Source organism: Umezawaea sp. (genome assembly GCF_057122925.1).
In genome coordinates this window covers 1-25,010 of record NZ_DBNGPQ010000055.1, presented here as the reverse complement: position 1 = coordinate 25,010, position 25,010 = coordinate 1, and the positions used below count along the sequence as shown (strand labels likewise).

Below are 25,010 nucleotides of genomic sequence, written 5' to 3'. Positions count from 1 at the left end.
CGTTGGCCAACTCGAGGCGGGTGCGCCAGCGTTTGCGGTCCAGTAGTTCGGTCTGCATCCGGCCCCAGAACGATTCCATCATCGCGTTGTCGTAGCAGTCGCCGATCGAACCCATCGACGGCAGCAGCCCGGACTCCTTGGCACGTAGAGTAAACGCCCATGATATGTACTGGACACCGTGGTCGGAGTGGATCACGGTGTCCGTTGCGGCCTCGCGGTTGTGCAGGGCCATACCGAGCGCGTTGGTCACCAACGCGGCGTCCTGGCGGCTGTCGATCGACCAGCCAACCACCTTGCGGGAGAAGGCATCCAGCACTACGGCGCAGTAGACCTTGCCCTCACGGGTGCGGTGTTCGGTGATGTCGGTGATCCAAAGCTGGTTCGGTGCGGTGCGGACGAAATCGCGGTCGACCAGGTCGGTCGCGGTGGCCGTGTCCGGCCTGGGCCGCCGATGTTTGCGGCCCGGAAGTCCGGTGATACCCGCACGTTTCATCAGCATCTCGACCGCGCCGTGGCTCACCGTGATGCCACGGCCCAGCATCAACTCGGCGCGCACCCGCCGGGAGCCGTACACCCCGTTGGAGGCGGCGTGGACCTGCCTGATGAGGTCGGTCAGCCAGGCGTGCCGCACCGAGCGAGCCGACGGAGCTCGACTACGCCAGGCGTGCAGCCCTGACTCAGACACTCCCAGGATTCGGCAGGCAGTCTGGATCGACAGTCCGTCCTGGGCCATCGCCGCGATCGCGGCGAAGCGGGCTTTTGGGCGCACCGCCTCCTTGAGTAGTTCGGTGGCACGCTGGTGGATCGCCAGTTCGGTCTCCAGTTCGGCGATCCGACGTCGGGCCGAGGCAAGTTCGGCCTTCTCTACCGAGGTCAGGCCTGGTTCTTGTCCGGCATCGACGAGCGCCTGGCGGCGCCAGGTGTAGATGGTCTGGTCGCTGATCTGCAGGTCGTGCGCGACCTGGGCGACGGTGCGGCCGGCTTTGAGAAGATCGAGGACCTTGCTGCGGAACTCTGACGGGCAACTTCTGGGCATGCTGACTTCTCCTGGGGATCATCAGCATGAAGTCCAGTAATCCGACTCCGCAAAACCCAGGGCACATCAAGGTCTCCACCGAACTCGGGGCAGCTCAGGTGCGTGCCGACCACTGGCAGCGCGTCAATGCCGTGGAAATCGTCTTCAGTCCGCGCTGGCGTAGGAGTGCAGGCCGGATACCACGAGGTTGACGAAGAAGAGGTTGAACAGCACGGCGAGCATTCCAACGACGTTGACCCAGGCCGCTGGCTTGCCGCGCCACCCGGCCGTCGCGCGGGCGTGCAGGTAGGCCGCGTAACAGACCCAGGAAACGAACGCGACCGTCTCCTTCGGATCCCAGTCCCAGTAACGGCCCCATGCCGACTCGGCCCAGACCGCGCCGGTGATGATCGCGAAGGTGAGCGTCACGAAGCCGATCGTGCCGGTGCGGTAGGCGACTTGGTCGAGGTGGTCGATCAGCGGAAGTCGTCTCACCGGGCGGTACGAGGCCCACAGGTGCAGGCCGCTGATGACGCCGGACAGCAAGAAGACGCCGCTCGCCATCAGGGCCGCCGCTACGTGGATCGCGATCCAGTACGACCGCAGGGCGGGCTGCACCGGAGCGACCTCGACGTAGAGTTGATTACCCGCGAGGAACAACAACAGGGCCAGCGGCAGGAGCACGAACAGCGATAGCCGCCTCAGCTCGTGACGCCACACCACGTAGAGCCAAGCGACCACCACGACCAGTCCGAACGAGGACAGGTACTCGTACATGTTGGCCCACGGAACACGATGCGCGGCAACGCCTCGCAGCACCAGTGACACGAGGTGCAGCACCGCACCCAGCACGGTCAGCGCGACGCCGAGCCGCCCGCATCGGACAGCGGCGGGTGGCGGTGAATCCGAGTACCGCGTGAGAGACCACTCTGCGGCGCAGAACAGGGCAGCGGCCATGTAGATCCCGAACGCGCTGGTGAAGAACCAGTCGCTGAGCACGCCGGTCACGCGGTCCTCCTCAACCACCACAGGCCGAGAACCGGCAGCGCCAACGGGACGAAGCCGTAGCCGATTCCGAAGAACGACCACACCGTCGCGTCGGGGAAAGCGTCGGGTGCCACGTGGCTGGCCGCGCCGACCGCGAGCACGCCGACGAGTTCGACGGTGCACGCGGCAAGTGCGATCCGCCGTGAGTCGACCGCAAGGGTGACGGTGGCCAGCACGTAGACCCCGGCGGCGAGCGCGGACAGCACGTACGCGATGGGGGCTTGGTCGAAGCGGGTAGCGAGCTGCACTGCCGACCGCGAGGTGGCGGCGACGGCGAAGATCCCGTAAACGGCGACCAGCGTGCGGCCCGGTCCCTGGCGGGTCGATGTGTCACGCATGTCCGGCCCAGAGCTGGCCGAGGCGTAGAACCATGACGGGCACGCTGAAGCAGGCGGCCGCCAGCACACCCGCGCTCCATCGGGTGCGTTCCGCCGCCGACCACACGACCGCGACCGGGAGGATCAGCGGCGGCCCGGCGAGGTAGCCGAGGAAGGACAATCGGTCGGTCTCCCCGTCCAGGCCGGGCATCTGCACGACGCCGACGACAGCTTGGACCAGCAGTCCGATCTCGAGCGCGGCGAGGAGGCCGACGAGTCCTCGCTTGGCTCCCACCAGCGGCAGCAGCGGCTTGTTCGCCGCGATCAGCACCAACGACCAGGTGACGCAGAGCAGGGACAGGACGGCCAACACCGCCTGCAGCACGGGGAACATGAGGCTCGTTTCGAGAGGCTCCGAGAAGCAGAACGGAGGGCAAGCTGTCGATCGCGAACCGTGTGGAGTCCTTTTACTCCCAGGCAGAACCGTAATGCCGTCGGTCGGCCGGAGCGACCCAGGCTGCGGGTGTTCCTCGGTAGTGCAGGCTGTACCTTCGCTCCGCGGCGGCGATGCCGGCCCGGTTCGACGAGCACGGCCGCCGTCAACGCAGCGGCGGACACCGTGCGTTGGTGCGCCGCACGAACTCGGACGTCATTTCCGCAGGCTGTTCGTCGTCAGCGGCGGTAGGTGGGAGCCGGGCGCCGCCGGACCTGGGGCTCCGGTCCGGATGCGAGCCCCGGCAACCGGGGGACCGTCCCGCTCTGCGCGGCAACCGTCTGGTCCGGACGGCCGCCGTCGCACGCCACCGGAAACTACCCGAGGCCGGGCCGCGCTCGCTGTCATCATCGATGGTCAGGGCACCTCGGCGGGGCAGCCCGTGGATCTTCCCACCGGTCAGGACCAGCGCTACAGGAGTGTGCGTCTCCAACCTCTCCAGAGCGCGCAGCCAGATCCCCGTCGTGGTGACGACCCGTGATGAACGGGCATCAACCGCTTCAGGTCCGCGGATCCTGACGGTTCTTGCGGTGGTTGGAGAACAGCGTGATGCCGCTGGCGACGGCGATCAGCCCGAAAGCGGCGCTGATGTAGAGGCTCAGACCGAAGGCTTGAGCGGCGACGTTGGCCGCGACGCTGACTACCAGGACCGTCGCGAGCAGGGCTTGGCCGCGGGTGGGCGAGAAGTTCATGACCGAGAAGTTAGTGGTGTTCGCCTGCGTCGCCGATACCGCAGGCTCCCAGGTGTCAGGTAGAGCAGGCTGCACCTCGATTCCGCGCGCTGGTGCGACGAGTTCGAAGCGCAGCAGGACCTTGCTCGGTTCTGCGGAACTCGTGTGCCGTTGTCAGCCCCGCGGTGACCAGGGTCTACCTGTTCGCCCATCACCGGCTCGGGCAGCGGACTCCGTCGCTCTGGTGCGTTGTGCGCAGAGGGGGACCGGCTCTGGGCCGACCTGCTCCACGTCCGCCGGCGACCGCTTTGCCGACCCCACCGTTGTCGGTCAGCACCGGCTGGATGACGGTGGGGATCGTGCGGACGCAACCACGTACCCGTGCCCGCCGCGGCGTGGCTCCGCTCCGCGCTCGCCGCGGTGGCCGACGAACCGGCGCTACCTCGGTCCGCTGCCCTCCAGGTAGCGCAGGACCGCGGTGACGCGCCGGTCGGCCCGGTCGTCGGGTGCGAGGTCGAGTTTCGCGAAGATGCTGCGGATGTGCTTGTGCACTCCGCCTTCGGTGATGACGAGCTTCTCGGCGATGGCGGTGTTGCCGAGTCCTTGGGCCATGAGTGCGAGCACGTCGCGTTCCCTGGGGCTCAGCCGGCCCAACGCGCTGGTGTGCGGGTTGCGGGCCAGCAGTTGGCCCACCACCTCGGGGTCCACGGCGGTGCCGCCGCCTGCCACCCGGTGCAGCGCGCTCATGAACTCGTCGACCCGCCCCACCCGTTCCTTCAGCAGGTAGCCGAGCCTGCTGGCGCCGCCGGTCAGCAGTTCGGTGGCGAACGTCTGCTCCACGTACGCCGAGAGCACGAGCACCGCGAGGCCGGGCTGGCGCCGCCGCGCCTCGACGACCGCCACGATCCCCTCATCGGTGTGCGTGGGTGGCATCCGCACGTCGACGATGGCGACGTCCGGCTCGTGCTCGGACACCGCCGCCAGGAACGATCCCGGTGTGTCGGTGGTGCACACCACGTCGAGCGACTCGGCGCGCAGCAACAGCGCCAAACCCTCCCGCAGCAACGGCTCGTCCTCCGCGATCACGATCCGCACGGCAACTCCACTTGCATCGTCGTGGGCCCGCCAGGCGGGCTGTCCAGGGTGAAGCGCCCGTCGAACGCCTCGATCCGCCTGCGGATGCCGGAAAGGCCCGACCCGCCGCTCTCATCCGCGCCACCCCGACCGTCGTCGTCGATCCGGAGCAGCAGCCGATCACCCTCTCTGGCCACCGCCACCACGGCACTCGCGGCGCCGCTGTGCTTGGTCACGTTGGACAGGGCCTCGGCCACCACGAAGTATGCGGTGGCCTCGACCGAGGCGGCGCACCGGCCCGGTACGTCCACCACCATCTCGCACGGCACCCCGCAGCTACCCGCGAGGCCTGCCAGGGCACCGGCCAGTCCGCGGTCGGCCAGTACCGGGGGCAGGATGCTGCGCGCCACCGCACGCAGCTCGGAGAGCGCCTGTTCGGAGGCGTCCTGGGCGAGGTCCAGCGCGGCACGGGCCGCGGCGGGGTCCCGGTCCACGGCCCGCCGCACGGCGCCGAGCAGCACGTTCACCGCGACCAGCCGGTTCTGCGTGCCGTCGTGCAGCGACCGCTCGATGCGGCGCAGCTCGGCGGCGTGCGCGTCGAGGGCGGCGGCACGGGTGGCGGTCAACTCGACGACCCGCAACGAGAGGTCGGTGCCGGCGGGAGGTGCCAGCAGGTGCAGGCCCGGCCACTCCTGCACCCGGACGAGTGCCGGCCCGAGCGCGACGATGAAGGCGCCGCAGAGCACGCCGGTCAGCGCGACGACCAACGCGCCGGTCAGGTCTGTGACATCGCAGAAGATGTCCCAGAAGATGAAGCTGGGGGTGTTGTCCACGGGCGGCAGCAAGCGGTACCAGAACGGGTACGTCGTGTTCTGCACCATCGTGAGCGGCATCGCGATTCCGGTGAACCCGACAGCAAAGCCGGCTGTGGCGTGCAGCAGCAGCCAGGCCAGCTCACGCCGCACGACCACGTCGCGCACCGCGGCGCGCGCCTCGCGCGGCACGGGGCCGGGGTCGAGAACATCGAGCCGGGCCCGTTCCCGGTTCGCGACCGCCCGCAGCACGCGCAGGGCGGAGGGCACCAGGAGAATGCCGACACCGACGCAGCTGAGCAGCACGACCACGCCGATCCAGACGAGGACGACCGTTGCGAGCAATGCCGTGCCCAGGCCACCCACCAGGCGCGCAGCGGCATCGAGCGACGCCCACAGGCGCTGCCACACCCGCGTCATCCCACCTCCCGAGCCGGGACCATATCCGATCAGCGCACTGCCACATCAAACCGAGTCGACCTGGGCCGTCCTCTCCCACCCACCAGGACAAGAGCGGCCCTGGCGCGGGGGTGCCACCACTACCTCGGTCGTCCAGCAAGCTGGATTGTCCACCGGGGAGGGGATGAGCAGCCTGGGGACACTCGGTCATCGCAAGACCGACGTTCGTGGAACCCAGGAGTTGTCTGCCTTGTTCACATCCTCTTCTCAGCGATGTCGACCTCGTTCCCCGCGGTGTCGCCGTCTGGCCACCATGACGGTGGCGGCGGTCGCGGCGGGCGGCCTCGCGTTCGCCAGCTCGATCGCAGCCTCCCAGGCCGAGCCCCGCCGCGATGCGGTGCAGCAGAGCATCGACAAGCTCGTCGGTGTCGACCGGCACCCAGGAGCGCTGGCTGCCGTCCGGGACCACCGCGGCCGGACCCGCCACTACACGGCCGGGCTCGGTGATCTGCGGACCGGCGAGCAGGTGCCGGTGAACGGCAGGGTGCGGATCGGCAGCGCGAGCAAGATGTTCGCCTCCGTGGTCGTGCTCCAGCTCGCCGGAGAGGGCGAGGTGGAACTCGACGCGCCGATCGAGAAGTACCTGCCGGGCTTGGTGCGGGCCAAGGGCGTGGACGCCTCCAACATCTCGGTTCGCCAGCTGCTGCAGCACAACAGCGGCCTACCCGACTACACCAGCTCGATGTTCGAGCCCTTGGGCGACTTCTTCCCGTACCGGCACGTCTACCTCGAACCGCGCGAACTGCTCGACCTGGCGAACGCCAGGGAGGACGGCGGGCCCGCCGGCGGAGGCTGGTCCTACAGCAACACGAACTACGTCCTGGCCGGGCTGATCGCCCAACGGGTCACCGGTCGCCCGTTCAACGAACTGGTGACCACCAGGGTCATCGAGCGGATCGGTCTGCGCGACACGTACGCGCCCGAGGTCGGCGAGCAGGACATCCGCGGCCGCCACCCCAGGGGCTACCAGCGCAACCCGACGACCAAGGAGCTGTTCGACTTCACCAGCATGGACCCGAGCTGGGGCTGGGCAGCCGGCCAGCTGGTCTCCACACCCGACGACCTCAACACGTTCCTGCGCGCGCTGCTGGGCGGCGAGTTGCTCGAACCGGCCCAGCTGGCCCAGATGCGCACCACCATCCCGGTGGACCCGGATACGAGGTCGGGCCCTGGCTACGGACTCGGCATCTTCAGCCTGCCGTTGAGCTGCGGCGGGGTCGCGTGGGGCCATGGCGGCAACATCCCGGGCTACGCGACCCACGACGCGGCCACCGATGACGGTCGCGCGGTGACCCTCACGGTCACCTCGCTCAACGGATCGGTAACCGACGAGTCCGTCGCCGCGGACCGGGACGCGCTCATCGACGCCGCGCTGTGCGCGGACTGACGCCCGGCTGAAGGGGCGCCCTCCGGGGTGTCGGGGGTAGTGCTGGCTGTACCGGAGGTGTGCAGCGCACGAGATGGTGAGGAGCCGGGGCGGCGGCAACACTTGTGCAGGTCAGCCCCAATCGTCCAAAGAGGAGTGTCTGTTGTCGAATGATCTCAGTCGCCCGGCCGGAACCCGCCCGAGTCCCGCGCGCCGGCGTCGTGGTGTGGTCGCCGCGGCGATGGCGGCGGTGACGATCGCCGGACTCGCGGTGTCGGGCGTGGCGTCGGCGACCGCGCCGGACGGCAAATCGAGGCCGGTTCACGACAAGGAGTTGCAGGCAGGTCTGGAGGAGCTGGTCAGCGACGGGTCGCTGCCGGGGATGCTGATGTCGGTGCGGAGCCGGGACGGGCGGGTGACGGACTACACCGCTGGAGTGGGTGACATCCGGACGAAGTCGAAGGTGCCGAAGGACGGCTACGTCCGGATCGCCAGCATCACGAAGATGTTCACCGCGGTGGCGATCCTGCAGTTGGTCGACGAGGGCGAGCTCGCGCTGGACGACACGGTGGAGAAGGTCCTGCCGGGCGTGGTGCGGGGTACCGGGGACGGTGCGGCGATCGATGGCCGGACGATCACGATCCGACAACTGCTGAACCACACCAGCGGGATGCCCACCGGGGTCCCCCTGATGTCCCAGGGGATCCTGCCGATCAAGGACCGGTACTTCGACGCACGGGAGTTGTTGGACTCGTCCTTGACGCAAGCACCGACGTTCGCTCCGGGGCAGGACAGGGTGTGGGACTACAGCAACGCCGGGTACGTGTTGCTGGGCCTGGTGGCGCAAAAGGTGGCAGGACGCCCGTTCGCCGAGGTGGTCACGGACCGGATCATCAACCGGATCGGGCTGACGGAGACCTACTACCCCGGCCAGGGCGACCGCGAGATCCGTGCCCCGCACCCGCGGGGCTACATGATGCCCAAGGACGCCAACGGCAAGCCGATCGACGGAGAGTTGATCGACATCACCCGGTTCGACCCGTCGATCGCCGGCGCCGCGGGACAGATGATCGCCACCCCGAGTGACGTGAACAAGTTCCTGGTCGCCCTGCAGGACGGTCGGCTGCTCAAGCCCAACCGGCTGGCGGAGATGCGTCAGACGGTGGCCACGTCCGGATGGCCCGATGGCTGGCGCTACGGTCTTGGCACCATCGAGATGAAGCTCAGCTGCGGGATCACCGCGTACGGCCACGGCGGCGACGCCGACGGGTTCCAGACCCGCACCGCGATCACCCCCGACGGCCGAGCGGTCACCGTCGCGGGGACGAACGACGAGGTCCGGCAGTACGAAGTCCTCGCCTTCTTCGACAAGGCCCTGTGCGCCGCGAAGTAGGGGCGGTCGTGCTCGACCCGCTGACCGTCCGGTGTGGTGGACGCACCACCACACCGGACGGTCGGACTTCGCCGAGCACCGGAAAGGCACCTGCCCACCACTCACCGCTGGTGATGGAGGTGGTCCGCTCGCCGCTCGACGAGATCAGCAGGTGACGTCGACGGTCGCGGTCGCCTGGAACGACACGTGCACGTGGTCCATGTGGTTGGCCGTGGGACTGCCCCGGTCCTCCATCGGCGACCAGCCGCTGCCGTCGTTGTAGCGCTGGCGCCAGATCACGTAGGTGACGCCGAACGCCTGGCGGTTGGCCAGCACGTGCTCGGCCAGGGCGTTGCCGGTGGCGGTGTCGACCATGAAGTCCAGCGCCAGGCCGAGGGGGTGTTCTCCGGAGCCGCCGCGGCCGGTGGCGCCGCCGATGTCGTCGACGCCGAACTTGCCCGCGAGGTGGTGACCTACCTGCGCCGCATGCGGTTTGACGCCGTCCAGGGTGGTCGGACAGGACGGCGCGGGGGGCGGCGTGGTGGTCTCGGGTGCTGTCGTGGTCACCGGCGGCGGGGTCGTGGTCACCGGAGGCGCCGTGGTGGTCACCGGAGGTTGAGAGGATGGCGGCGCGGAGGTCGTCGTGGTGACGGGTCGCAGGTCTTGGCTGCTGGGGGTCGACGGGGCGGCCAGGTGGGCGACCGCTCCGGCTGGATCGACCGGCTGGTCGGGAACGCGGACGGCCCAGAAGGTCACCACCAGGCCCACGGAGAGGGTGGCGGCGACTGCGATGGGCAGCTTCCGGTTCCGGCTGGCTGTCTGCGTCGTTCTATGTCGGCCCGACATTCGGGAACACCTTGCGTTGGGGACGGGGCATGCTCACACAGCGCGCCATATTACGAAATGAACACGGGAACATCACGGGCTAGTGTTGATGCTCACATTTCTGCTGGTGAGAACGTCGCTACGGAAAGTGATAGTCCTGTGGGGTGTGGGCGGTCACGTCGCCCTGTCCGTCGAGGTCACCAGTCCTGGTACCGCCACAGTCGGCCGGGAGCGGACCTTCACACCAGGATTCGGCGCCGAGGTTGCCGTCGACCAGCTGTTTGGTCCAGTTGGTCGTGGTGCGGTGGTCGTGCTGGTCGCCTGTGTCCAGGGCGCGTATCCGTTGATGGCGGTCGACACCTGGACGTTCGGCTGCCCCGGTGACCTGACCAACGACCGCTGCGCGGCGGTGTCGCAGGCTGTCTGGGGTGCGCTCGACGTCGCTGGGCTCGGCGAGGCCAGCGGGCCGGCCGGTCAGTGCCGGTGGTGGCTCCGACCGGCCGGTTCGGGTCCAGGGCTGGCTGGTTGGGGTGATCGTCGTTTCCACCGTGCGTTCGTTGTCGGTCGGGTTGTTGTCCGTGCTGCTGGTGAGGCGCACTCGTGCCTTGAGCGTCGCCCTGCCCAGGGCGGCGTCGGCGTCGGTGTACGTGTAGGTGAAGGGCACGACCGCCGTGCTGTCCTTCGTGATGTGCTGCGGCACGGTGCCCACGATGTCGAAGTAGCCGTCCCACCTGCGGCGCAGGAGTTCCACCACGACGTCTTCGGTGTAGCGGGTGTTGGTGATCGACACCTGGACCTGGCCGGTGTCGCCCGCGGTCGCGGTGGCGGGTGCGGTCACGTTCGACACGGTCACGTCGTGCGTTTCCACCCGCAGCGTTTGGGTTGTGGAGCCGGAGCGGCCGTCCGCGGTGTGGCCGGTGATCGTGAGTTCGTACGCGCCGTCGTCGGCGTACCGGTGGAAGACCTCGGCCGCGCCCTCGACCGCGGGGATCTCGGCGGACGTGCCGTCGCCGAACTGGACCTCGCCGCCCGCGAGCCAGCGGCCCGCCGGGTCACCGGGGTTGATGATGAACCGGACGTCGTCGAAGACGCCGGGGTCGTTCGGGATGATCCACTCGGTGGTCGGTGCGATCCGCGGGGCGTCCTCCAGGCGCAGCGTGAGCGCTCCCGCGCTGTGGACGCCGTCCGCGACCCGCAGGTAGTACGTCTCGCCCGGTGCGGTGGCGAAGACCGCGGGGGTGTGGCTGGTGTGAACGCAGTCCACCTCGGTCAGCGCGTCGAGCGCGGTGCCGCGGAAGACCGTCACGCTCGGCGTGCTGAGCTCGTTGGTGACCTTGGCCGAGACGATCCGGGCGCGGTCGGGGGTGTAGCGGTACCACAGCGAGCGCGTGTTCCAGTGCTCGCAGTGCGGCACCGGTTCACCCGCCTGCGACGAGGTGGGACCGCTGTCGGCCGCGATGTCGGTGTCCAGCGGGACGTCGACGGCGCCTGCGAAGTCGTCGTTGGGCGCCGCGGGCACGAGTTCCACGCCGAACGTGGCAGGCCCTGGGTTCTGGATGTCCTGCACCAGGAAGTGGTAGGTGGTGCCCGCCGCCACGGCGAACGTGTTGGAGCCGCGGCCGTGCGAGGTCCGGCAGGCGCCCGGCGTCCACGTCAGCGCGCCGCGCTCACCCGTGTAGGCGGAGATGGCGGGCTTGTCGCCGGTCGGCCGGTCGGCCGTCATCCGGACGAATCCGTCGGCTGGTGCGGTGTAGCGGAGCCAGACGCTGCCCGCGCTCCACGTGCAGTCCGTCGGGTCGTCGTCCGCCACCGTGGACCCTCCAGTGTCCACAGTGGAACTGAACGGCAGTGCGGTGATCGTGGTGGCCTGGTCGAAGTCGTCGTTGGACGGTGCTGCCGCGTGGGCGGTACCCGTCAGCAGTGCGGCGGTCGTCAAGACCGCGGCACCGATGGTCAGTGCGCGCAAATGAGGTCCCCAGTTCCGGTTGGCCGCCTTCTTCGGCGGCTCACCGGTTACCACGCTTCGGGAGGGCTTCCCGGAGGCATCCCATCGTGAAGTTGCGTCATCCGTCGTAGTGGACTGGGACGAGCGGGTGTACCGCGGTGATCACCGCGGTCGCAGTCCGCTCAGCACGAGGGTGATCACGCCGTCGGCCTCGGTCCGCCAACCGGGGCGGTCGTGGGACGCGCTGATTCCGTGCAGTGCCACCATGACGGCGCCGGCGTCCACGTCGTCGCGGATGCCGCCGCTCTCCACGGCGGCGGCCACGATGTCGGTGACGGCCCGCTCCAGCGCTCGGCTGCCCTCGGCCAGGGTGTCCGAGCCGGTGGTCATGAGGGTGGCCACCGTTCGGGCCAGGCCGCGGTGGGTGTCCAGGTAGTCGACCACGTGGTGCAGGAAGGTCGCCAGCGCCTCCACCGCGGGCAGCGTGGTCAGCAGTTCGCGGGCGCGGGCGCAGAGTGCGGTGACCTCCTCGCGGTAGACCGCTTCGGCAAGCGCTTCCCTGGTGGGGAAGTGGCGGTACAGCGTGCCGGTGCCCACGCCCGCCAGTGCGGCGAAGTCGTCGAAGCGCAGGTCGAAGAAGTCGCCCGTGTCGAAGACCTCCCGTGCTTTGGCCATCAGGGCGTCGCGGTTGCGCTGGGCGTCGGCGCGCAGCGGTCTGGCAGCGGTCATGGACCACCTCCCGTTGACAAATGGAGATTGTCTCCATATTTTCTTAAGTGGAGATTGCCTCCGATTGAGCGTATCCCATCGAGGTGCAGCGTGAAGATCCTGATGATCGGGCGAGGCGTGATCGCCACCGTGTACGGCTGGGCGCTGGAACGGGCCGGGCACGACGTCGAGTTCTACGTCCGGCCTGGTCGTGCGGTGGCTTACGGGGACGCGGTGAGCCTCGACCTGTTCGACGCGCGGCGTCGGGTGTGGGGGCAGCGCGTCGTCGAGGAGTGGCCGGTGCGCTACCGCGAGGAACTGGGGCCGGACCACGACTTCGACCTGGTCGTGCTGAGCGTGTCGCACCACCAGCTCGCGGAGGCCGCGGCCTGGCTGACGCCCCTGCTCGGCGACGCCGCGGTGCTGGTCTTCGGCAACGTCTGGACCGAGCCGCTCGCGGCGATCGGTGACCTCCCCGCCGATCAGGTCGCCTGGGGCTTTCCCCTGGCGGGGGGCGGCTTCGGTGCGGACGGTGTGCTCCGCGGGATGATGTTGCCGTCGGTCGTCTTCGGCACGTTCGGCAGGCCTCCGACCGACCGCGAACTGGCCGTGCGGCAGGCGTTCCGCGAGGCCGGGCTCCGGATCAGGGAGCAGCCCGACTTCCGCGGCTGGCTGTGGGCCCACTTCGTGTCGGACGCGGGTCTGCACTCGCAGGGGCTCCGGCTGGGGTCGCTGTCCGAGCTGGCGGGGGCGAAGGCCGACCTGCGCGAGGCGCTGCTGGCCGGTCGCGAACTGCTGCCGCTCCTGGAGGCGCGCGGTGTCGACCTGCGACGTCACCGGAGCGGGTTGCTGCTGTTCCGCGCGCCCACCCGGCTCACGGCCTCCGTGCTCACCTGGCTGCTCGCCCACGTCGCGCCCCTGCGCGTGAGCTTCGCGACGCACTCCGACCCCGATGCCGTGGAGCCGAGGGAGATCTGTCGCGACACCCTGGCGGAGGCACGGCGGTTGGGGGTCGCGGTACCGCGGCTGGAGGCGGCGGAACCGCACTTCGCCCGTGAGGGGCGAGCGGGCCACTAGCGGCGCTCGGGTCGTTACCCTTCGCCTGACCCGCGAGCGGAAGGTGGCGACGTCGTCGTGTCGGAGTTCAGGCGCAGCTCACCCGAGTACGACGTGGTCAACACCGCGCCCGGTGAGGTGTCGGGCTTCCTGCTCCAGGCGGGGCGGATCGACGGCGGGGTGCACCACCACCACCACCACCACGCGGCCGCTCGACCGGTGGTGAGCCTGCCGCACCGCTCCGGGAACGTGCCTCCTCGGGCGGCGTCGTTCCAGCGGCGCGGAACGGCGGAAGCGGTTGCTGCCGGGGAGGATCGCCTGGTCACCGTGTTGTCGGGCTTGGGGGGCGTCGGCAAGACCCAGCTCGCGGTGGACCACGTCGAGCGGGTGTGGGCCGCAGGGGAGGTTGATCTGCTGGCCTGGATCTCCGCCGGATCACGGGATGCGATCACCTCCGGCTACGCGCGGGTCGCCGCGGATCTGACCGGCGTCGAGGACGGGGATCCCGGTGGAGGCGCACGCCGGTTGCTCGAGTGGCTGGCGAACACCTCGGTGCGGTGGCTCGTCGTGCTCGACGGCGTCCAGTCGCCTGGTGACCTCGCTGGACTCTGGCCGCCGCTGGTGGCCGTCGGACGTGTGCTGGTGACGACCCGGCGTCGGGACACCGCGCTGCGCGGCCACGGCCGCGGGTTCGTCGACGTGGGGACCTTCGCCGAGTCGGAGGCCCTGGCCTACCTGGCCAGCGGTCTGGGCGAGCGCGAGCCCCTGCTCGACAGCGCCGCCGAACTGGTGAACGCCCTCGGGTGCCTGCCGTTGGCGCTGGCCCAAGCGGTCGCGTACATGGTCGACCGGGATCTGTCCTGTGCCGCCTACCTGGAGCGGTTGACCGACCGCCGCCGGTCCCTGGCCGCGGTCGTGCCCGAAGACGAGGCCCTGCCGGACGACCACCGAACGACCGTGGCCGCGACGTGGTCGATCTCGGTCGAGCACGCCGACCGGTTGCTGCCGGCGGGGATGGCGGGCCCGCTGCTGGACGTCGCCGCCTTCCTGAACGCTGACGGGATCCCCGTTGACCTGTTCAGCACCCCGGCCGTCATCCGCTACCTGACCGAGCGGGTCGGGCGGACGGTCGACGCCGAGACGGCCGGGGACGGGCTGACCTGCCTGCACCGCCTGAGCCTGATCACCGTGGACGGGGAACTGGTTCGGGTGCACGCGCTGGTGCAGAGGGCCACGTGGGACGGTGTGGCTCCGCACCGGCTGCCGGTCGTGGCGCGCGCCGCGGCCGACGCGCTGGTCCACCTGTGGCCCGAAGTCGAGCGGGACGCCCTGTCCGCGCAGGTGCTGCGGGCGAACGCCGACGCGTTGGCCGAGGCGGGTGGAGAGCACCTGTGGCACGGGGGTGGTCACGAGGTCCTGTTCCGCGCCGCGAGGAGCCTCGGTCAGAGCGGCCTCGTCGCCGATGCCCGCACGCGCTTCCGGCAGTTGCACGCCTTGGCCGTCCGGCACCTCGGGGCAGATCACCCGGAGACCCTGTCGGCCCGCACCGAAGCCGCTCGCTGGCAGGGGGAGACCGGGGACGGCGACGGCGCGGTGCGCGCGCTGCGGGAGCTGCTGGTCGACCAGGTGCGGGTCCTCGGGCCGGACCACCCCGACGTGCTGGAGACCCGCGGCGAAGTGGCCTTGTGGCAAGCGCGCGCCGGTGATCCGGTCGGCGCGGCGACGGCGTTCGAAGAGCTGCTCCCCGACCAGTCGAGGGTGCTCGGCGCCGACGACCGCGCCACGCTGGTCACCCGTGCCAACCTCATCACCTGGTCGAGCCGTGCGGACGACCCGCTCGGTCCTCTCGGCGCGTTCGAGGAACTGGTGGCTGACCAGGTGCGCGTCCTGGGCGCTGATCACCCCGTCACCCTCGTCACCCGAACCAACCTCGCGTCGCGCCGGGTGGAAGCGGGCGACGCGCTCGCGACGCTGTCCTCGTTCGAGGAGCTGTTGACCGATCTGGTGGCGGTCTTCGGACCCGAGCACCCCACGACCCTCGCCGCTCGTCAGGCTCTCGCCACGTCACGAGGACAGGCGGGTGACCCGGCGGGCGCCGTGGAGGCTTACGAGAACCTGCTGGCGGACCAGCTCGCGGTGCTCGGCCCGGACCACCCGAACACCCTGATCACCCGGCACAACGCGGCTCACTGGACTGCGGAGGCGGGTGATCCGACGAGCGCCGTGCGCGCGCTGCGGGAACTGCTGCCCGACCTGCTGAGGCTGCTGGGAGCGGAACACCCCCACACGCTGGCCTGCCGTCACGCGTTGGCCTCCGCGCGCGGGATCGCGGGCGATCCGGCCGGTGCCCTCGCGGAGTTCCGGGAGTTGCTCCGGGACCAGGAACGGATCTTCGGCACCGACCACCCGACCTCGCTCGACATCCGCGGGACCATCGCCCTGCGCCGAAAGGACACCGGAGACCTGGCCGGGGCCGTCGCGGATCTGGAGGACCTCCAACCGGACCAGCGGCGCGTGCTGGGGGAAGACCACCCGTCGACCCTCTTCGCACGCGAGGCCATCGCCGCCTGGCGTGCTGAGACGGGTGAGTTCGCCACGGCTGTCGCCATGACGGAAGCGCTCCTGCACGACCAGGTGGAGTTCTTCGGCGCCGACGACCCCTCCACGTTGAGCACACGACGAAGACTCGCCCTCTGGCGCCGACTGGCGGGGGACGAGGCCGGGGCGTTGACCGCGCTGGAGGAGCTGTTGCCCCACCAGGTGCGCGCACTCGGAGTCGACCACCCGGACACGGTGACCACTCGCCTCGCCGTCGCTCACGGGCGGGGACAGGGCGGTGACCGGGAGGGAGCGCTCGCCGTGCTGCTGGACCTGCTGCCCGACGTGGAGCGGGTCCTCGGCGCCGACCACCCCGACAGCGTCAGCACGCGGTACCTCATCGAGCTGTACCGCGGCTGATCAGGCTGCTGGCCGCGGGTCGCCCCCGGTCGTGCCGCGGAAACCGCGCAGCCTGAGGCTGTTGCTCACCACGAAGACCGAGGAGAACGCCATGGCCGCTCCGGCGATCATCGGGTTGAGCAGGCCCAGGGCGGCCAGGGGGAGGGCGGCGACGTTGTAGGCGAACGCCCAGAAGAGGTTGCCCTTGATGGTGGTCAGGGTGCGGCGGGCCAGCCTGATGGCGTCCACGGAGGACTGGAGGTCGCCGCGGACCAGGGTGATGTCGCCCGCCTCGATGGCCACGTCGGTGCCCGTTCCCATGGCCAGCCCCAGATCGGCCTGGGCCAGGGCGGCCGCGTCGTTGACGCCGTCGCCGACCACGGCCACGACCCGGCCCTCGGACTGGAGCCGCTTGACGACGTCCGCCTTGTCCTCCGGCAGGACCTCGGCGATGACCTCCTCGATGCCCACCTCGGCGGCCACGGCGTCGGCCGCGGCCTTGTTGTCGCCGGTGAGCAGGATCGGCCTGAGACCGAGGGCGCGCAGGTCGGTGACAGCCCGCGCCGACGTCGGCTTCACGGTGTCCGCCACGACGAGCACGGCCCGTGCCTCGCCGTCCCACGCGACCACGACGGCGGTGCGACCCTGGGCCTCCGCCCGCCGCTTCGCGCCCAGCAGGTCGTCGTCCAGGTGGATGCCCCGGTCCTCCAGCAGCGCCGCCCGGCCCACGAGCACCGCGTGTCCCTCGACCACGCCCCGCACGCCCAGGCCGTTCAGGCTGCGGAAGTCCTCCACCCGCGGCAGGTCGGTGGTCGCCGCTTGGCTGATCGCCTTGGCGATCGGGTGTTCCGAGGCGTGCTCCAGGGCTCCGGCCAGGCGCAGGGCCTCGTCCTCGTCGACGCCCCCGGCGGGGTGGACGGCGACCAGGCTCATCCGGCCGGTGGTGACGGTGCCGGTCTTGTCCAGCACGACGGTGTCAACGCGGCGGGTGGACTCCAGCACCTCCGGTCCCTTGATCAGGATGCCCAGCTGGGCGCCGCGGCCCGTGCCGACGAGCAGGGCGGTCGGCGTGGCCAGACCCAGGGCGCACGGGCACGCGATGATCAGGACCGCGACCGCGGCGGTGAACGCGGCCGTGGTGCCCGAGCCCGCGCCGAGCCAGAAGCCGAGCGTGCCGGCGGCGAGCAGGATCACGACGGGCACGAACACGGCGGAGATCCGGTCGGCCAGCCGCTGGACCTCGGCCTTGCCGTTCTGCGCGTCCTCGACGAGCCGCGCCATCCGCGCGAGCTGGGTGTCCCCGCCGACGCGGGTGGCCCGCACGACCAGCCGTCCGCCCGCGTTGACCGTGGCACCGGTGACCGCGTCGCCCACGGCCACCTCGACCGGGACGGACTCGCCGGTGAGCATCCCCGCGTCGATCGCCGAGCTGCCCTCCTCGACCACGCCGTCGGTGGCGACCTTCTCGCCTGGACGCACCACGAACAGGTCGTCCACGCGCAGGTCGCCGGCGGCGATCCGGACCTCGCGGCCGTCGCGCAGCACGGCGACGTCCTTCGCGCCCAGTTCGAGCAGGGCGCGCAGCGCGGCACCGGCCCGCCGCTTGGACCTCACCTCGAAGTACCGCCCGGCGAGGATGAACGTCGTGACGCCCGCGGCGACCTCCAGGTAGAGGTTGCCGTCGCCCGCCATCGGCCGGACCGTCAGCTCGAAGCCGTGCGTCATGCCCGGCACACCCGCCGTGCCGAAGAACAGGGCGTACAGCGACCACAGGAACGCCGCCGAGACACCGAGCGAGATCAGCGTGTCCATCGTCGCGGCGCCGTGGCGGAGGTTGGTCCACGCGGCCCGGTGGAACGGCAGCGCGCCCCACACGACGACCGGGGCGGACAGCACCAGCGAGAGCCACTGCCAGTAGGTGAACTGCGCCGCGGGCACCATCGCCAGCAGGACCACCGGCACCGCGAGCACCGCGGACACGACCAGCCGCTGCCGGAGCGACCGCGTCGGGTCCTCCTCGACGGGCTGGTCGCCGTCCGCGCTCGCCGGGGGAGCGGGCAGTTCCGCGGTGTAGCCGGTCGCCTCGACCACCTTCACCAGGTCGGCCGGTGAGTAGGCGTCGGTGAAGACCACCCTCGCCTTCTCCGTCGCGTAGTTCACGCTGGCCTGCACGCCGTCGAGCTTGTTGAGCTTGCGCTCGACGCGGCCCGCGCAGGAGGCGCAGGTCATGCCGCCGATCGTCAGTTCGACCTGGCTCGGCGGGGTTGTCGTGGTGGGGCTCATGGAGCGCGCCTCCCTGGGGTGCTCAGCCGTGACCGGCATGGCCGTCGTCCGCTGTCGTGGTGGCCGCCGCGGGCGGGGCCGACCCGGTGGTCCCGAGGGTGAACTCGGCGGTGCGGACCCTGCCCCCGTGCTGGAAGTCGAGGAACAGCCGGTACCTGCCGGTGGTCGGCACCTCGACCAGGAACGCCACCTCCGGACCCGAACCGGGTGCGGCCTTCGGGTGGACGTGGAGGTAGGCCAGGTCCGCCCCGCGCAGGGCGACCAGGTGGCCGTTCGCGCCGAGGTAGGGCTGGAGATCGGTGACGGGGGCGCCGTCGCGGGTCACCGTCGCGGTGACCGGGGACTCCGCGCCGGCGGCCAGTTCGCCGTCGAGTCGAACGGTGTAGCCGTCCACCTCGGAGGAACGGCTGTCCGATGTGTACTGCTCGGGTGCGAACGAGCCCGGTGCCTGCACGTCGGCGCCGAGCGTCGTCTTCGCGCCGCCCTCGGGCTTGAAGTCGGCGAACACGCGGTAGCTGCCCGCCGCCGGCAGCGCGAGCGGGGTGCTCCACGTGCCGCTCGCGTCCATCCGCGGGTGCAGGTGCTGGTAGTGGGCTCCGTCGCGCCGCACGAGCACCAGGTGCAGGAGCTTCTCGTGCTCCACCTCGAACCTCGTCACGGGCTTCCCGTCCGGGCCGTCGATCCGGAAGCTGAACGGCTGGGGCGGGCCGACGGTGAGCGCCTCGGTCGCCACCCTGAGGGCGTAGCCGTTCCGGGCCGCGGCGAGACCCGGCGGCAGGTCGTCGACGGGTTCGGCCGGGGCACCGCCGGTCGCGCTCGGCGGCGTCGTCCCGGCGAACGGGCCGACGGCGGCGCCCGCCGCCCAGGTCGCGCCGAACGTGGCCACCAGCGCGACCGCGAACGCGGAGACCTTGGAGGCGGTGTTCATGTCCTTCTCCCTCGGATCGGCTTGGCGGTGGCACATGTATACCCCAGGGGGGTAGGGGTACGCCAGCGTGACGGCGCCTACGATGGCGGGGCGGACGTGTCCACCGTCCTGGAGCCGGCAGAGCGGAACGTGGTCGATGCGGGGACGGGTTCGGGTGGTGGCGCTCGTCGTGCTGGTCGTCGTCCTGGCGGTCGTGGCCGCGGTGGTCGACGTGCCCACCGTCGAGCAGCTCCGCGCCCACGTGCGGGCGGCGGGCGGGCTCGCGCCGCTGGTGTTCGTGGCGGGAAGCGCGCTCGGCACCGCGGTGTTCTTCCCCAAGCCGGTGCTGGCGGCCGCGGCGGGACTGCTGTTCGGCCTGGTCCAGGGGGTGCTGCTGGCCGTCGTCGGGTTCACCGCGGGGGCGCTGCTGTCCTTCGGCGTCGCCCGCGCGCTGGGGCGGAGCGCCGTGGAGGCCCGGCTCGGGAGCGGACGCCTGCGCCTGGTGGACTCGGTGTTCGCCTCGAACGGGTTCGCGGCCACGCTGGTGCTGCGCCTGCTGCCCGTCGTGCCGTTCACGGTGTCGAACTTCGCGGCCGGGGTGACCTCGGTGCGCGCCCGGTCCTTCGCGCTCGGCACGGCGGTGGGCCTCGTCCCCTCCACGCTGATCGCCGTCGTGCTCGGTGACGCCCTGCGCGAGCCGGGCTCGCCGCGCTCCTTCCTCGCGCTCGGGGCCTGGCTCGCGCTCAGCGCGGTCGCGCTGGTGTGGGGACGCAGGCTGCTGGCCCGCGCGTCGAACGCTTGATGCGGGTACCCCCTAGGGGTATGTTGAGACGCGAGTCGAAGGAGGAAGCATGGACCACGCTCCCGCACCCGAGGGGCTGACCGGGCTCGCCGTGTCCGCCACGCTGCACTGCCTCACCGGCTGCGCCATCGGCGAGGTGCTCGGGATGGTGGTCGGCACGGCCCTCGGGTGGTCGAACCTCGCGACCGTCGTGCTGGCGGTGGCCCTGGCGTTCCTGTTCGGGTACTCGCTCACCATCCGCCCCGTCCTGAAGTCGGGACTCCCGCTGCGCGCGGCGATCGGCGTGGCGCTCGCGGCCGACACCGTCTCCATCGCGGTCATGGAGGTCGTCGACAACGCCGTGATGCTCGGCGTCCCCGGCGCGATGGAGGCGGGCTTGGCCAACTGGGTCTTCTGGGTCAGCCTCGTCTTCTCCCTCGCGGTCGCGTTCGTCGTGACCGTGCCGGTGAACCGCTGGATGATCGCCCGCGGCAAGGGGCACGCCGTCGTGCACCGGTACCACGGCGGCGGGCACGACCACTGATCGTTCACGCCGCTCCGGGGACCTTCGCGGAGCGGCGGGCCAGGACGGCCGCCCCGAAGAGCAACGCCCAGACCTGGAGCGGGAACACGGTGACGCGCTCGGCCGCGCCGACGCCGATGGCGCCGCCGGGGTTCGCGGTCGCCAGGACGGTGAGGGCGAAGCCGAGCAGGCCGATGACCCCCAGCGCCAGGGCCGCTCTCCGCACCGCGGGACGGTCGCGGGTCGAGGTTCCCGCGACGACGAGGGCGGCGTTGCCGAGGAGGAAGACGGGCAGCGCGCCGATCGAGTGGACGGTCAGGTCGACGTCCTCGGGGACGAGTCCCACGACGACCCACGAGATCCCGGTCAGCCCCACCATCGTCCGCCAGGCGTGGCGGCGTCCGGCGGGGGAGGTGAGGACGATCCCGGCCAGCAGGAGCACGCCCTGCGCGACGAAGGCGGTGTTCATCACCGCGTGCAGGGGTGAGCAGACGTCGTTGCCGAGCACGGGGCCGCAGCCCACGGCGCCGAGGTCGCTGATGTAGTTGGTCGACCAGCGGTAGCGGGGCTGGTCCCAGGCGCTCTGGACGACGACGTGCGCGACGAAGAACTGCACGGTGCCGAGCACGAGCAGCGCCCCGCCCAGTCGGGCCTTCCAGGGCGGTCGGGGACGGGCGGTGGTCATGCGGGCTCCTTCGAGGGGGTGAGCAGCGCGGTGAGGACCGCGCCGGTGGCGAAGAGGGCGGCGGCCCAGCCGAACGCGGTGCCGTAGCCGTGGACGGCTCCCTCCGCGGGGTCGGTGACCCGCGCCGCGGCCGACGCGGCGACCGCGGCGAGCACGGCCACGCCGAGGGAGCCGCCGATCTGCTGCGCGGCGTTGACGGAGGCGGCGGCGGTGCCCGCCAGGTCGTCGTCCAGGCGGGCGGTCGCGGACGCGGTGGCGGTGGCGATGACGAGTCCGACGCCCGCGCCGATGAGGACCAGGCCCGGCAGCAGGTCCGGGACGTAGTCGCCGCGCACGCTGATCCGGCTGAGCAGGAACTCGCCCGCGCAGGCGGCGGTGAGGCCGATCGGCACGACCGGACGGGCTCCGAGCGCCCTGCTCAGGGCGGGCCCGACGACCGCGGCGGAGAGGACGAGGGCCGCGGGCACGGGCAGGAAGGCGAGTCCGGTGTGGACCTGGCCGTACCCGAGGGTCGACTGGAGGTAGAACGGCAGGAACAGGAACGTCGTGAACAGGCCCGCCGAGGACAGCAGCAGCGCGATGAGGGCCGAGCCCCGGCCGCGGTCGGTGAGGATCCCCAGCGGCAGCAGGGGGACCTCCACCCGCGTCTGCGCGACGACGAACACCACGAGCAGGACTCCCGCGGTGAGGAGCGCGCCGACCGTGACGGGCGCCGTCCACCCGGCGGTCTCGGCCCTGGAGGTGCCGAACACCAGGCTGAACAGGCCGAGGGTGGCGGTGGCGGCGCCGAGCAGGTCCAGGCTCTGCCCGGTTCGGCGCTCGGAGTCCGGCGCGAGGAGCACCGCGGCGACGACGGCGGGGATCGCGATGACGACGTTGATGTACATGGTCCACCGCCACGACAGCGTCTGGGTGAGCGTCCCCCCGAGGAGCAGGCCCACCGTCGTGCCGATCATGGACACGGAACCGAACACCCCGAACGCCCGACCTCGTTCCGCCGGGTCGGTGAAGGTGGTCGACACGAGCGCGAGGGCGGCGGGGGCCAGCAGGGCGGCGAAGAGCCCCTGCCCGATGCGGGCGCCGACGAGGACCGCGGCCGTGGACGCGGCACCGCCGACGGCCGACGTGACGGCGAAGCCGACCAGGCCGGTCACGAGCACGCGCTTGCGGCCCCACCGGTCGGCCAGGCGTCCGCTGAGCAGCAGCAGGCTGCCGAACGCGAGGGCGTAGCCGGTGACGACCCACTGCCGCGCGCTGTCGGCGAAGCCCAGGTCGGCCTGCGCCGACGGGAGGGCGATCGTGATGACGGTGGTGTCCAGGGCGATCATCAGCTGGGCCACCGCGAGCGCCGCCAGCAGCCACCACCGCCTCGGGGCCGCCAGGACGGCGGGTGGTCGGGTGTCGGTCACGGGGTCCTCCTGGGTTTTCGGGCACGTCGAGGACCGGTGCGGCGGGGCGCACCGGTGCGGGGGTGGGGCGGGTCAGGGGCGGCGAGCGGTCCAGAGGGTGCGCGTCCCGCGGATCCGGACCTCGCCGAGGGTGCGCACGTTGCCCGCGCCGTCACCGGCGAGGGTCATCAGGGTTGCCCGGTCGGAGTCCCGCAGGGCGGGCGCGGCGTGTCCGACGCGGCGCAGCTCCAGGGCCGCGTACTCACCGGCCGGGCCGTCGGCGGGCAGCGTCACGTCGGTCGTCAGCCGACGCGTGCGCGGCGCCTCGAAGCCGTGGGCCGTGATCGTGGACGTCCAGTCCGGGTGGTCGGCCGACGACCCGGCGGCGGAGCGCACCCGCTCCTCCAGGTCGGCGTGGGCGAGCGGGAGCACCGCCGGTGGCCCGTCCATCTCCACGACCGCCAGCACGCCTCCGGGGCGCAGCGCCTCGAACAGGGTGCGGAACGCCCGATCCGGGTCGGCGACCTCGTGCAACGCCGAAGCGCACCACACCAGGTCCGCGACTCCCAGGCCGGGTGGCGCGGTGGTGACGTCCGCCCGCAGCGCCTCGACGCGGTCGCCCAGACCCGCCGCCCGGGCGTTGTCGCGGACCCGCTCCAGCATCCGTTCGTCGACGTCGACCGCGACGACCCGCGCCGCCGGGAAGCGGCGGGCCAGCGCGATGCTCCCGGTGCCGGTCCCCGCCCCGACGTCCAGCACGCGCCGGACCCCTCGCGGGTCCGTGACCAGCGCGGACACGACGGACATCGCCTCCGTGAGCGCCTCGGAGTGGATCTCCGCGTCGAGGTCCAGCAGCGTCGCGAGCAGGGGGCCGTGGGAGTGCTGTTCGGTCATGCCACGACCCTAGGCGCGCCCTGCCTCAGGGGCATACCATCTTGTCTATGAAGCAAGAAGTGGATGTGGACCGGCTGATCCGGCAGCGGATCAGGGCACTCCGCCTGGCACGGGGCTGGTCGCTCGACGCGCTCGCGGAGCGGTGCCACCTCAGTCCGTCGAACCTCAGCCGCATCGAGACCGGGTCCCGGCGGATCGCGGTCGACCAGCTCGTCCTGATCGCGCGAGCCCTCGACACGAGCATCGACCTGCTCATCGAATCCCCGAACGACGAGGACGTCGTGATCCGGCCCCACCACGACGAACGCCGCGGCACGACGATCTGGACGCTCGCGCGCGAGCACACCCCGAACGACCTCACGGTCGCCAAGATGCACATCACCACCCCGGCCCCGCCCCTGGAGGAGGCGGGAGTCCACCCCGGTCGCGACTGGTTCATGGTGCTCTCCGGCACCGCGGAACTCCGCCTCGGCGACCGCCTCGTCCTGGTGCGGGCCGGGGAGGCCGCCGGGTTCTCCACCATGACCCCCCACGGCATCGGCGCGCACGGGGGAGAACCGGTCGAGATCCTCGCGATCCTCACCCAGGACGGCCACCGGGCGCACGCGCGCGAGGGCTAGCCGACGTGACGCGCGCTACTGGTTCAAGCGCCGCGACGCGGGGAACCCGGCCCCGGCAGGCGGTCAGAGGTTGGCGCCGGCTGCGAGAACACGGTCGACGCCGTCCTTCGAGGAGCGAACATGCACGCCTGGCCAGGAACCTCCTACCCGCTCGGCGCCACCTACGACGGGGTCGGCACCAACTTCGCCGTGTTCTCCGAGGTCGCCGACCACGTGGAGCTGTGCCTGTTCGACGACGAGGGCGGGGAGACGCGCGTCAGGCTGCCGGAGGTGGACGGTTTCGTGCACCACGGCTACCTCTCCGGCGTCGGGCCCGGCCAGCGCTACGGATACCGGGTGCACGGACCCCACGACCCGTCGCGCGGTCTGCGGTGCAACCCGAACAAGCTGCTGATCGACCCGTACGCCAAGGCGATCTCGAACGGCGTCGAGTGGCACGAGTCGCTGTTCGGCTACCCGTTCGGCGAGCCGGACCAGCGCAACGACCAGGACTCGGCGCCGTACGTGCCGAAGTCCGTCGTGGTGAACCCGTTCTTCGACTGGGGCGTCGACCGGCCGCCGAGGACGCCGTACAACGAGACGGTGATCTACGAGGCCCACGTGCGCGGCCTGACGATGAACCACCCCGAGGTCCCGGAGGAGCTGCGCGGCACGTACACCGGCCTGGCGCACCCGGCGGTCATCGACCACCTGACGAAGCTCGGGGTGACGGCGATCGAGCTGATGCCGGTGCACCAGTTCATCACCGACCACGGGTTGGCGGAGAAGGGGCTGCGGAACTACTGGGGTTACAACACGATCGGGTTCTTCGCGCCGCACGACCTGTACGCGG

22 protein-coding genes and 1 pseudogene are annotated in these 25,010 nt (G+C 71.2%); 8 read left to right on the top strand and 15 right to left on the bottom strand.

Going from position 1 to position 25,010, the window contains the following annotated elements; translation table 11 throughout:
* The 7 genes from AC156L_RS12310 to AC156L_RS12280 all read right to left on the bottom strand — a co-directional run.
* Positions 1–1,036 (bottom strand): IS3 family transposase (locus tag AC156L_RS12310; RefSeq protein ID WP_484406827.1); only part of this gene is annotated, 1,036 nt, incomplete at its 3' end.
* Positions 1,037–1,180: 144 nt separating this feature from the next.
* A complete protein-coding gene (gene ccsB, locus AC156L_RS12305) occupies positions 1,181–1,972 on the bottom strand; it encodes a c-type cytochrome biogenesis protein CcsB (protein ID WP_484406828.1) in 792 nt (263 codons plus the stop codon).
* 47 nt (positions 1,973–2,019) lie between these two features.
* A complete protein-coding gene (locus tag AC156L_RS12300) occupies positions 2,020–2,400 on the bottom strand; it encodes a hypothetical protein (protein ID WP_330876849.1) in 381 nt (126 codons plus the stop codon).
* Positions 2,393–2,773, bottom strand: a complete 381-nt coding sequence (locus AC156L_RS12295; RefSeq protein WP_330876850.1) for a hypothetical protein — start codon at positions 2,771–2,773, stop codon at positions 2,393–2,395. The genes AC156L_RS12300 and AC156L_RS12295 overlap by 8 nt, the downstream gene beginning before the upstream one ends.
* Before the next feature lie 599 nt (positions 2,774–3,372).
* Positions 3,373–3,564, bottom strand: a complete 192-nt coding sequence (locus tag AC156L_RS12290; RefSeq protein ID WP_330876851.1) for a hypothetical protein — start codon at positions 3,562–3,564, stop codon at positions 3,373–3,375.
* A 417-nt stretch (positions 3,565–3,981) separates the two neighbouring features.
* On the bottom strand, positions 3,982–4,638 hold the full coding sequence (locus AC156L_RS12285; protein ID WP_330876852.1) for a response regulator transcription factor: 657 nt from the start codon (positions 4,636–4,638) through the stop codon (positions 3,982–3,984).
* Positions 4,626–5,849 carry a sensor histidine kinase gene (locus AC156L_RS12280; protein WP_330876853.1) on the bottom strand — a complete coding sequence of 408 codons (1,224 nt, stop codon included), beginning with the start codon at positions 5,847–5,849 and terminating at the stop codon, positions 4,626–4,628. The genes AC156L_RS12285 and AC156L_RS12280 overlap by 13 nt, the downstream gene beginning before the upstream one ends.
* A gap of 292 nt (positions 5,850–6,141) precedes the next feature.
* On the opposite strand from AC156L_RS12280, the gene AC156L_RS12275 reads away from it, so the two are divergent.
* Together AC156L_RS12275 and AC156L_RS12270 are read left to right on the top strand one after the other, a co-directional pair.
* Positions 6,142–7,275 carry a serine hydrolase domain-containing protein gene (locus AC156L_RS12275; RefSeq protein ID WP_330876854.1) on the top strand — a complete coding sequence of 378 codons (1,134 nt, stop codon included), beginning with the start codon at positions 6,142–6,144 and terminating at the stop codon, positions 7,273–7,275.
* Between the two features lie 73 nt (positions 7,276–7,348).
* The gene (locus AC156L_RS12270) at positions 7,349–8,647 is read left to right on the top strand and encodes a serine hydrolase domain-containing protein (RefSeq protein WP_330876855.1); all 1,299 of its coding nucleotides are present in this window, start codon (positions 7,349–7,351) and stop codon (positions 8,645–8,647) included.
* 144 nt (positions 8,648–8,791) lie between these two features.
* Here the strand turns inward: AC156L_RS12270 and AC156L_RS12265 are convergent, their stop codons facing one another.
* The 3 genes from AC156L_RS12265 to AC156L_RS12255 form a co-directional block, all read right to left on the bottom strand.
* Entirely contained in the window at positions 8,792–9,193 is a 402-nt protein-coding gene (locus tag AC156L_RS12265) for a VldE C-terminal domain-containing protein (protein WP_330876856.1), read from the bottom strand.
* 397 nt (positions 9,194–9,590) lie between these two features.
* A complete protein-coding gene (locus AC156L_RS12260) occupies positions 9,591–11,471 on the bottom strand; it encodes a hypothetical protein (RefSeq protein WP_330876857.1) in 1,881 nt (626 codons plus the stop codon).
* Between the two features lie 87 nt (positions 11,472–11,558).
* Entirely contained in the window at positions 11,559–12,125 is a 567-nt protein-coding gene (locus AC156L_RS12255) for a TetR/AcrR family transcriptional regulator (protein WP_330876858.1), read from the bottom strand.
* A 90-nt stretch (positions 12,126–12,215) separates the two neighbouring features.
* Between AC156L_RS12255 and AC156L_RS12250 the strand changes: the two genes are divergently transcribed.
* Both AC156L_RS12250 and AC156L_RS12245 read left to right on the top strand, forming a co-directional pair.
* Positions 12,216–13,181: a ketopantoate reductase family protein gene (locus AC156L_RS12250; RefSeq protein ID WP_330876859.1), complete on the top strand. Its 966-nt coding sequence runs from the start codon at positions 12,216–12,218 to the stop codon at positions 13,179–13,181.
* A 57-nt stretch (positions 13,182–13,238) separates the two neighbouring features.
* Positions 13,239–16,118: a tetratricopeptide repeat protein gene (locus tag AC156L_RS12245; protein ID WP_330876860.1), complete on the top strand. Its 2,880-nt coding sequence runs from the start codon at positions 13,239–13,241 to the stop codon at positions 16,116–16,118.
* Here the strand turns inward: AC156L_RS12245 and AC156L_RS12240 are convergent, their stop codons facing one another.
* Together AC156L_RS12240 and AC156L_RS12235 are read right to left on the bottom strand one after the other, a co-directional pair.
* A complete protein-coding gene (locus tag AC156L_RS12240; RefSeq protein WP_484406825.1) occupies positions 16,119–18,380 on the bottom strand; it encodes a heavy metal translocating P-type ATPase in 2,262 nt (753 codons plus the stop codon).
* Positions 18,381–18,402: 22 nt separating this feature from the next.
* Positions 18,403–19,308, bottom strand: coding sequence for a hypothetical protein (locus tag AC156L_RS12235; protein WP_330878735.1), 906 nt, complete (start codon positions 19,306–19,308; stop codon positions 18,403–18,405).
* Positions 19,309–19,444: 136 nt separating this feature from the next.
* Here AC156L_RS12235 and AC156L_RS12230 point away from each other — a divergent pair, with 136 nt between their 5' ends.
* The gene (locus AC156L_RS12230; protein WP_330878734.1) at positions 19,445–20,089 is read left to right on the top strand and encodes a TVP38/TMEM64 family protein; all 645 of its coding nucleotides are present in this window, start codon (positions 19,445–19,447) and stop codon (positions 20,087–20,089) included.
* A gap of 49 nt (positions 20,090–20,138) precedes the next feature.
* Positions 20,139–20,612, top strand: a complete 474-nt coding sequence (locus AC156L_RS12225) for a DUF4396 domain-containing protein (RefSeq protein ID WP_330878733.1) — start codon at positions 20,139–20,141, stop codon at positions 20,610–20,612.
* Between the two features lie 4 nt (positions 20,613–20,616).
* Here AC156L_RS12225 and AC156L_RS12220 read toward each other — a convergent pair whose 3' ends face one another.
* The 3 genes from AC156L_RS12220 to AC156L_RS12210 form a co-directional block, all read right to left on the bottom strand.
* Positions 20,617–21,276 (bottom strand): DUF998 domain-containing protein, encoded by a 660-nt coding sequence (locus AC156L_RS12220; RefSeq protein WP_330878732.1) that lies wholly within the window; start codon positions 21,274–21,276, stop codon positions 20,617–20,619.
* Positions 21,273–22,685, bottom strand: a complete 1,413-nt coding sequence (locus tag AC156L_RS12215; RefSeq protein WP_330878731.1) for an MFS transporter — start codon at positions 22,683–22,685, stop codon at positions 21,273–21,275. The genes AC156L_RS12220 and AC156L_RS12215 overlap by 4 nt, the downstream gene beginning before the upstream one ends.
* 72 nt (positions 22,686–22,757) lie before the next feature.
* Positions 22,758–23,558, bottom strand: a complete 801-nt coding sequence (locus AC156L_RS12210) for a class I SAM-dependent methyltransferase (protein ID WP_330878730.1) — start codon at positions 23,556–23,558, stop codon at positions 22,758–22,760.
* A 47-nt stretch (positions 23,559–23,605) separates the two neighbouring features.
* Here AC156L_RS12210 and AC156L_RS12205 point away from each other — a divergent pair, with 47 nt between their 5' ends.
* Together AC156L_RS12205 and AC156L_RS12200 are read left to right on the top strand one after the other, a co-directional pair.
* The gene (locus AC156L_RS12205) at positions 23,606–24,178 is read left to right on the top strand and encodes a helix-turn-helix domain-containing protein (RefSeq protein ID WP_330878729.1); all 573 of its coding nucleotides are present in this window, start codon (positions 23,606–23,608) and stop codon (positions 24,176–24,178) included.
* A 120-nt stretch (positions 24,179–24,298) separates the two neighbouring features.
* A pseudogene (locus tag AC156L_RS12200) lies at positions 24,299–25,010 on the top strand (glycogen debranching enzyme); the annotation flags it as partial.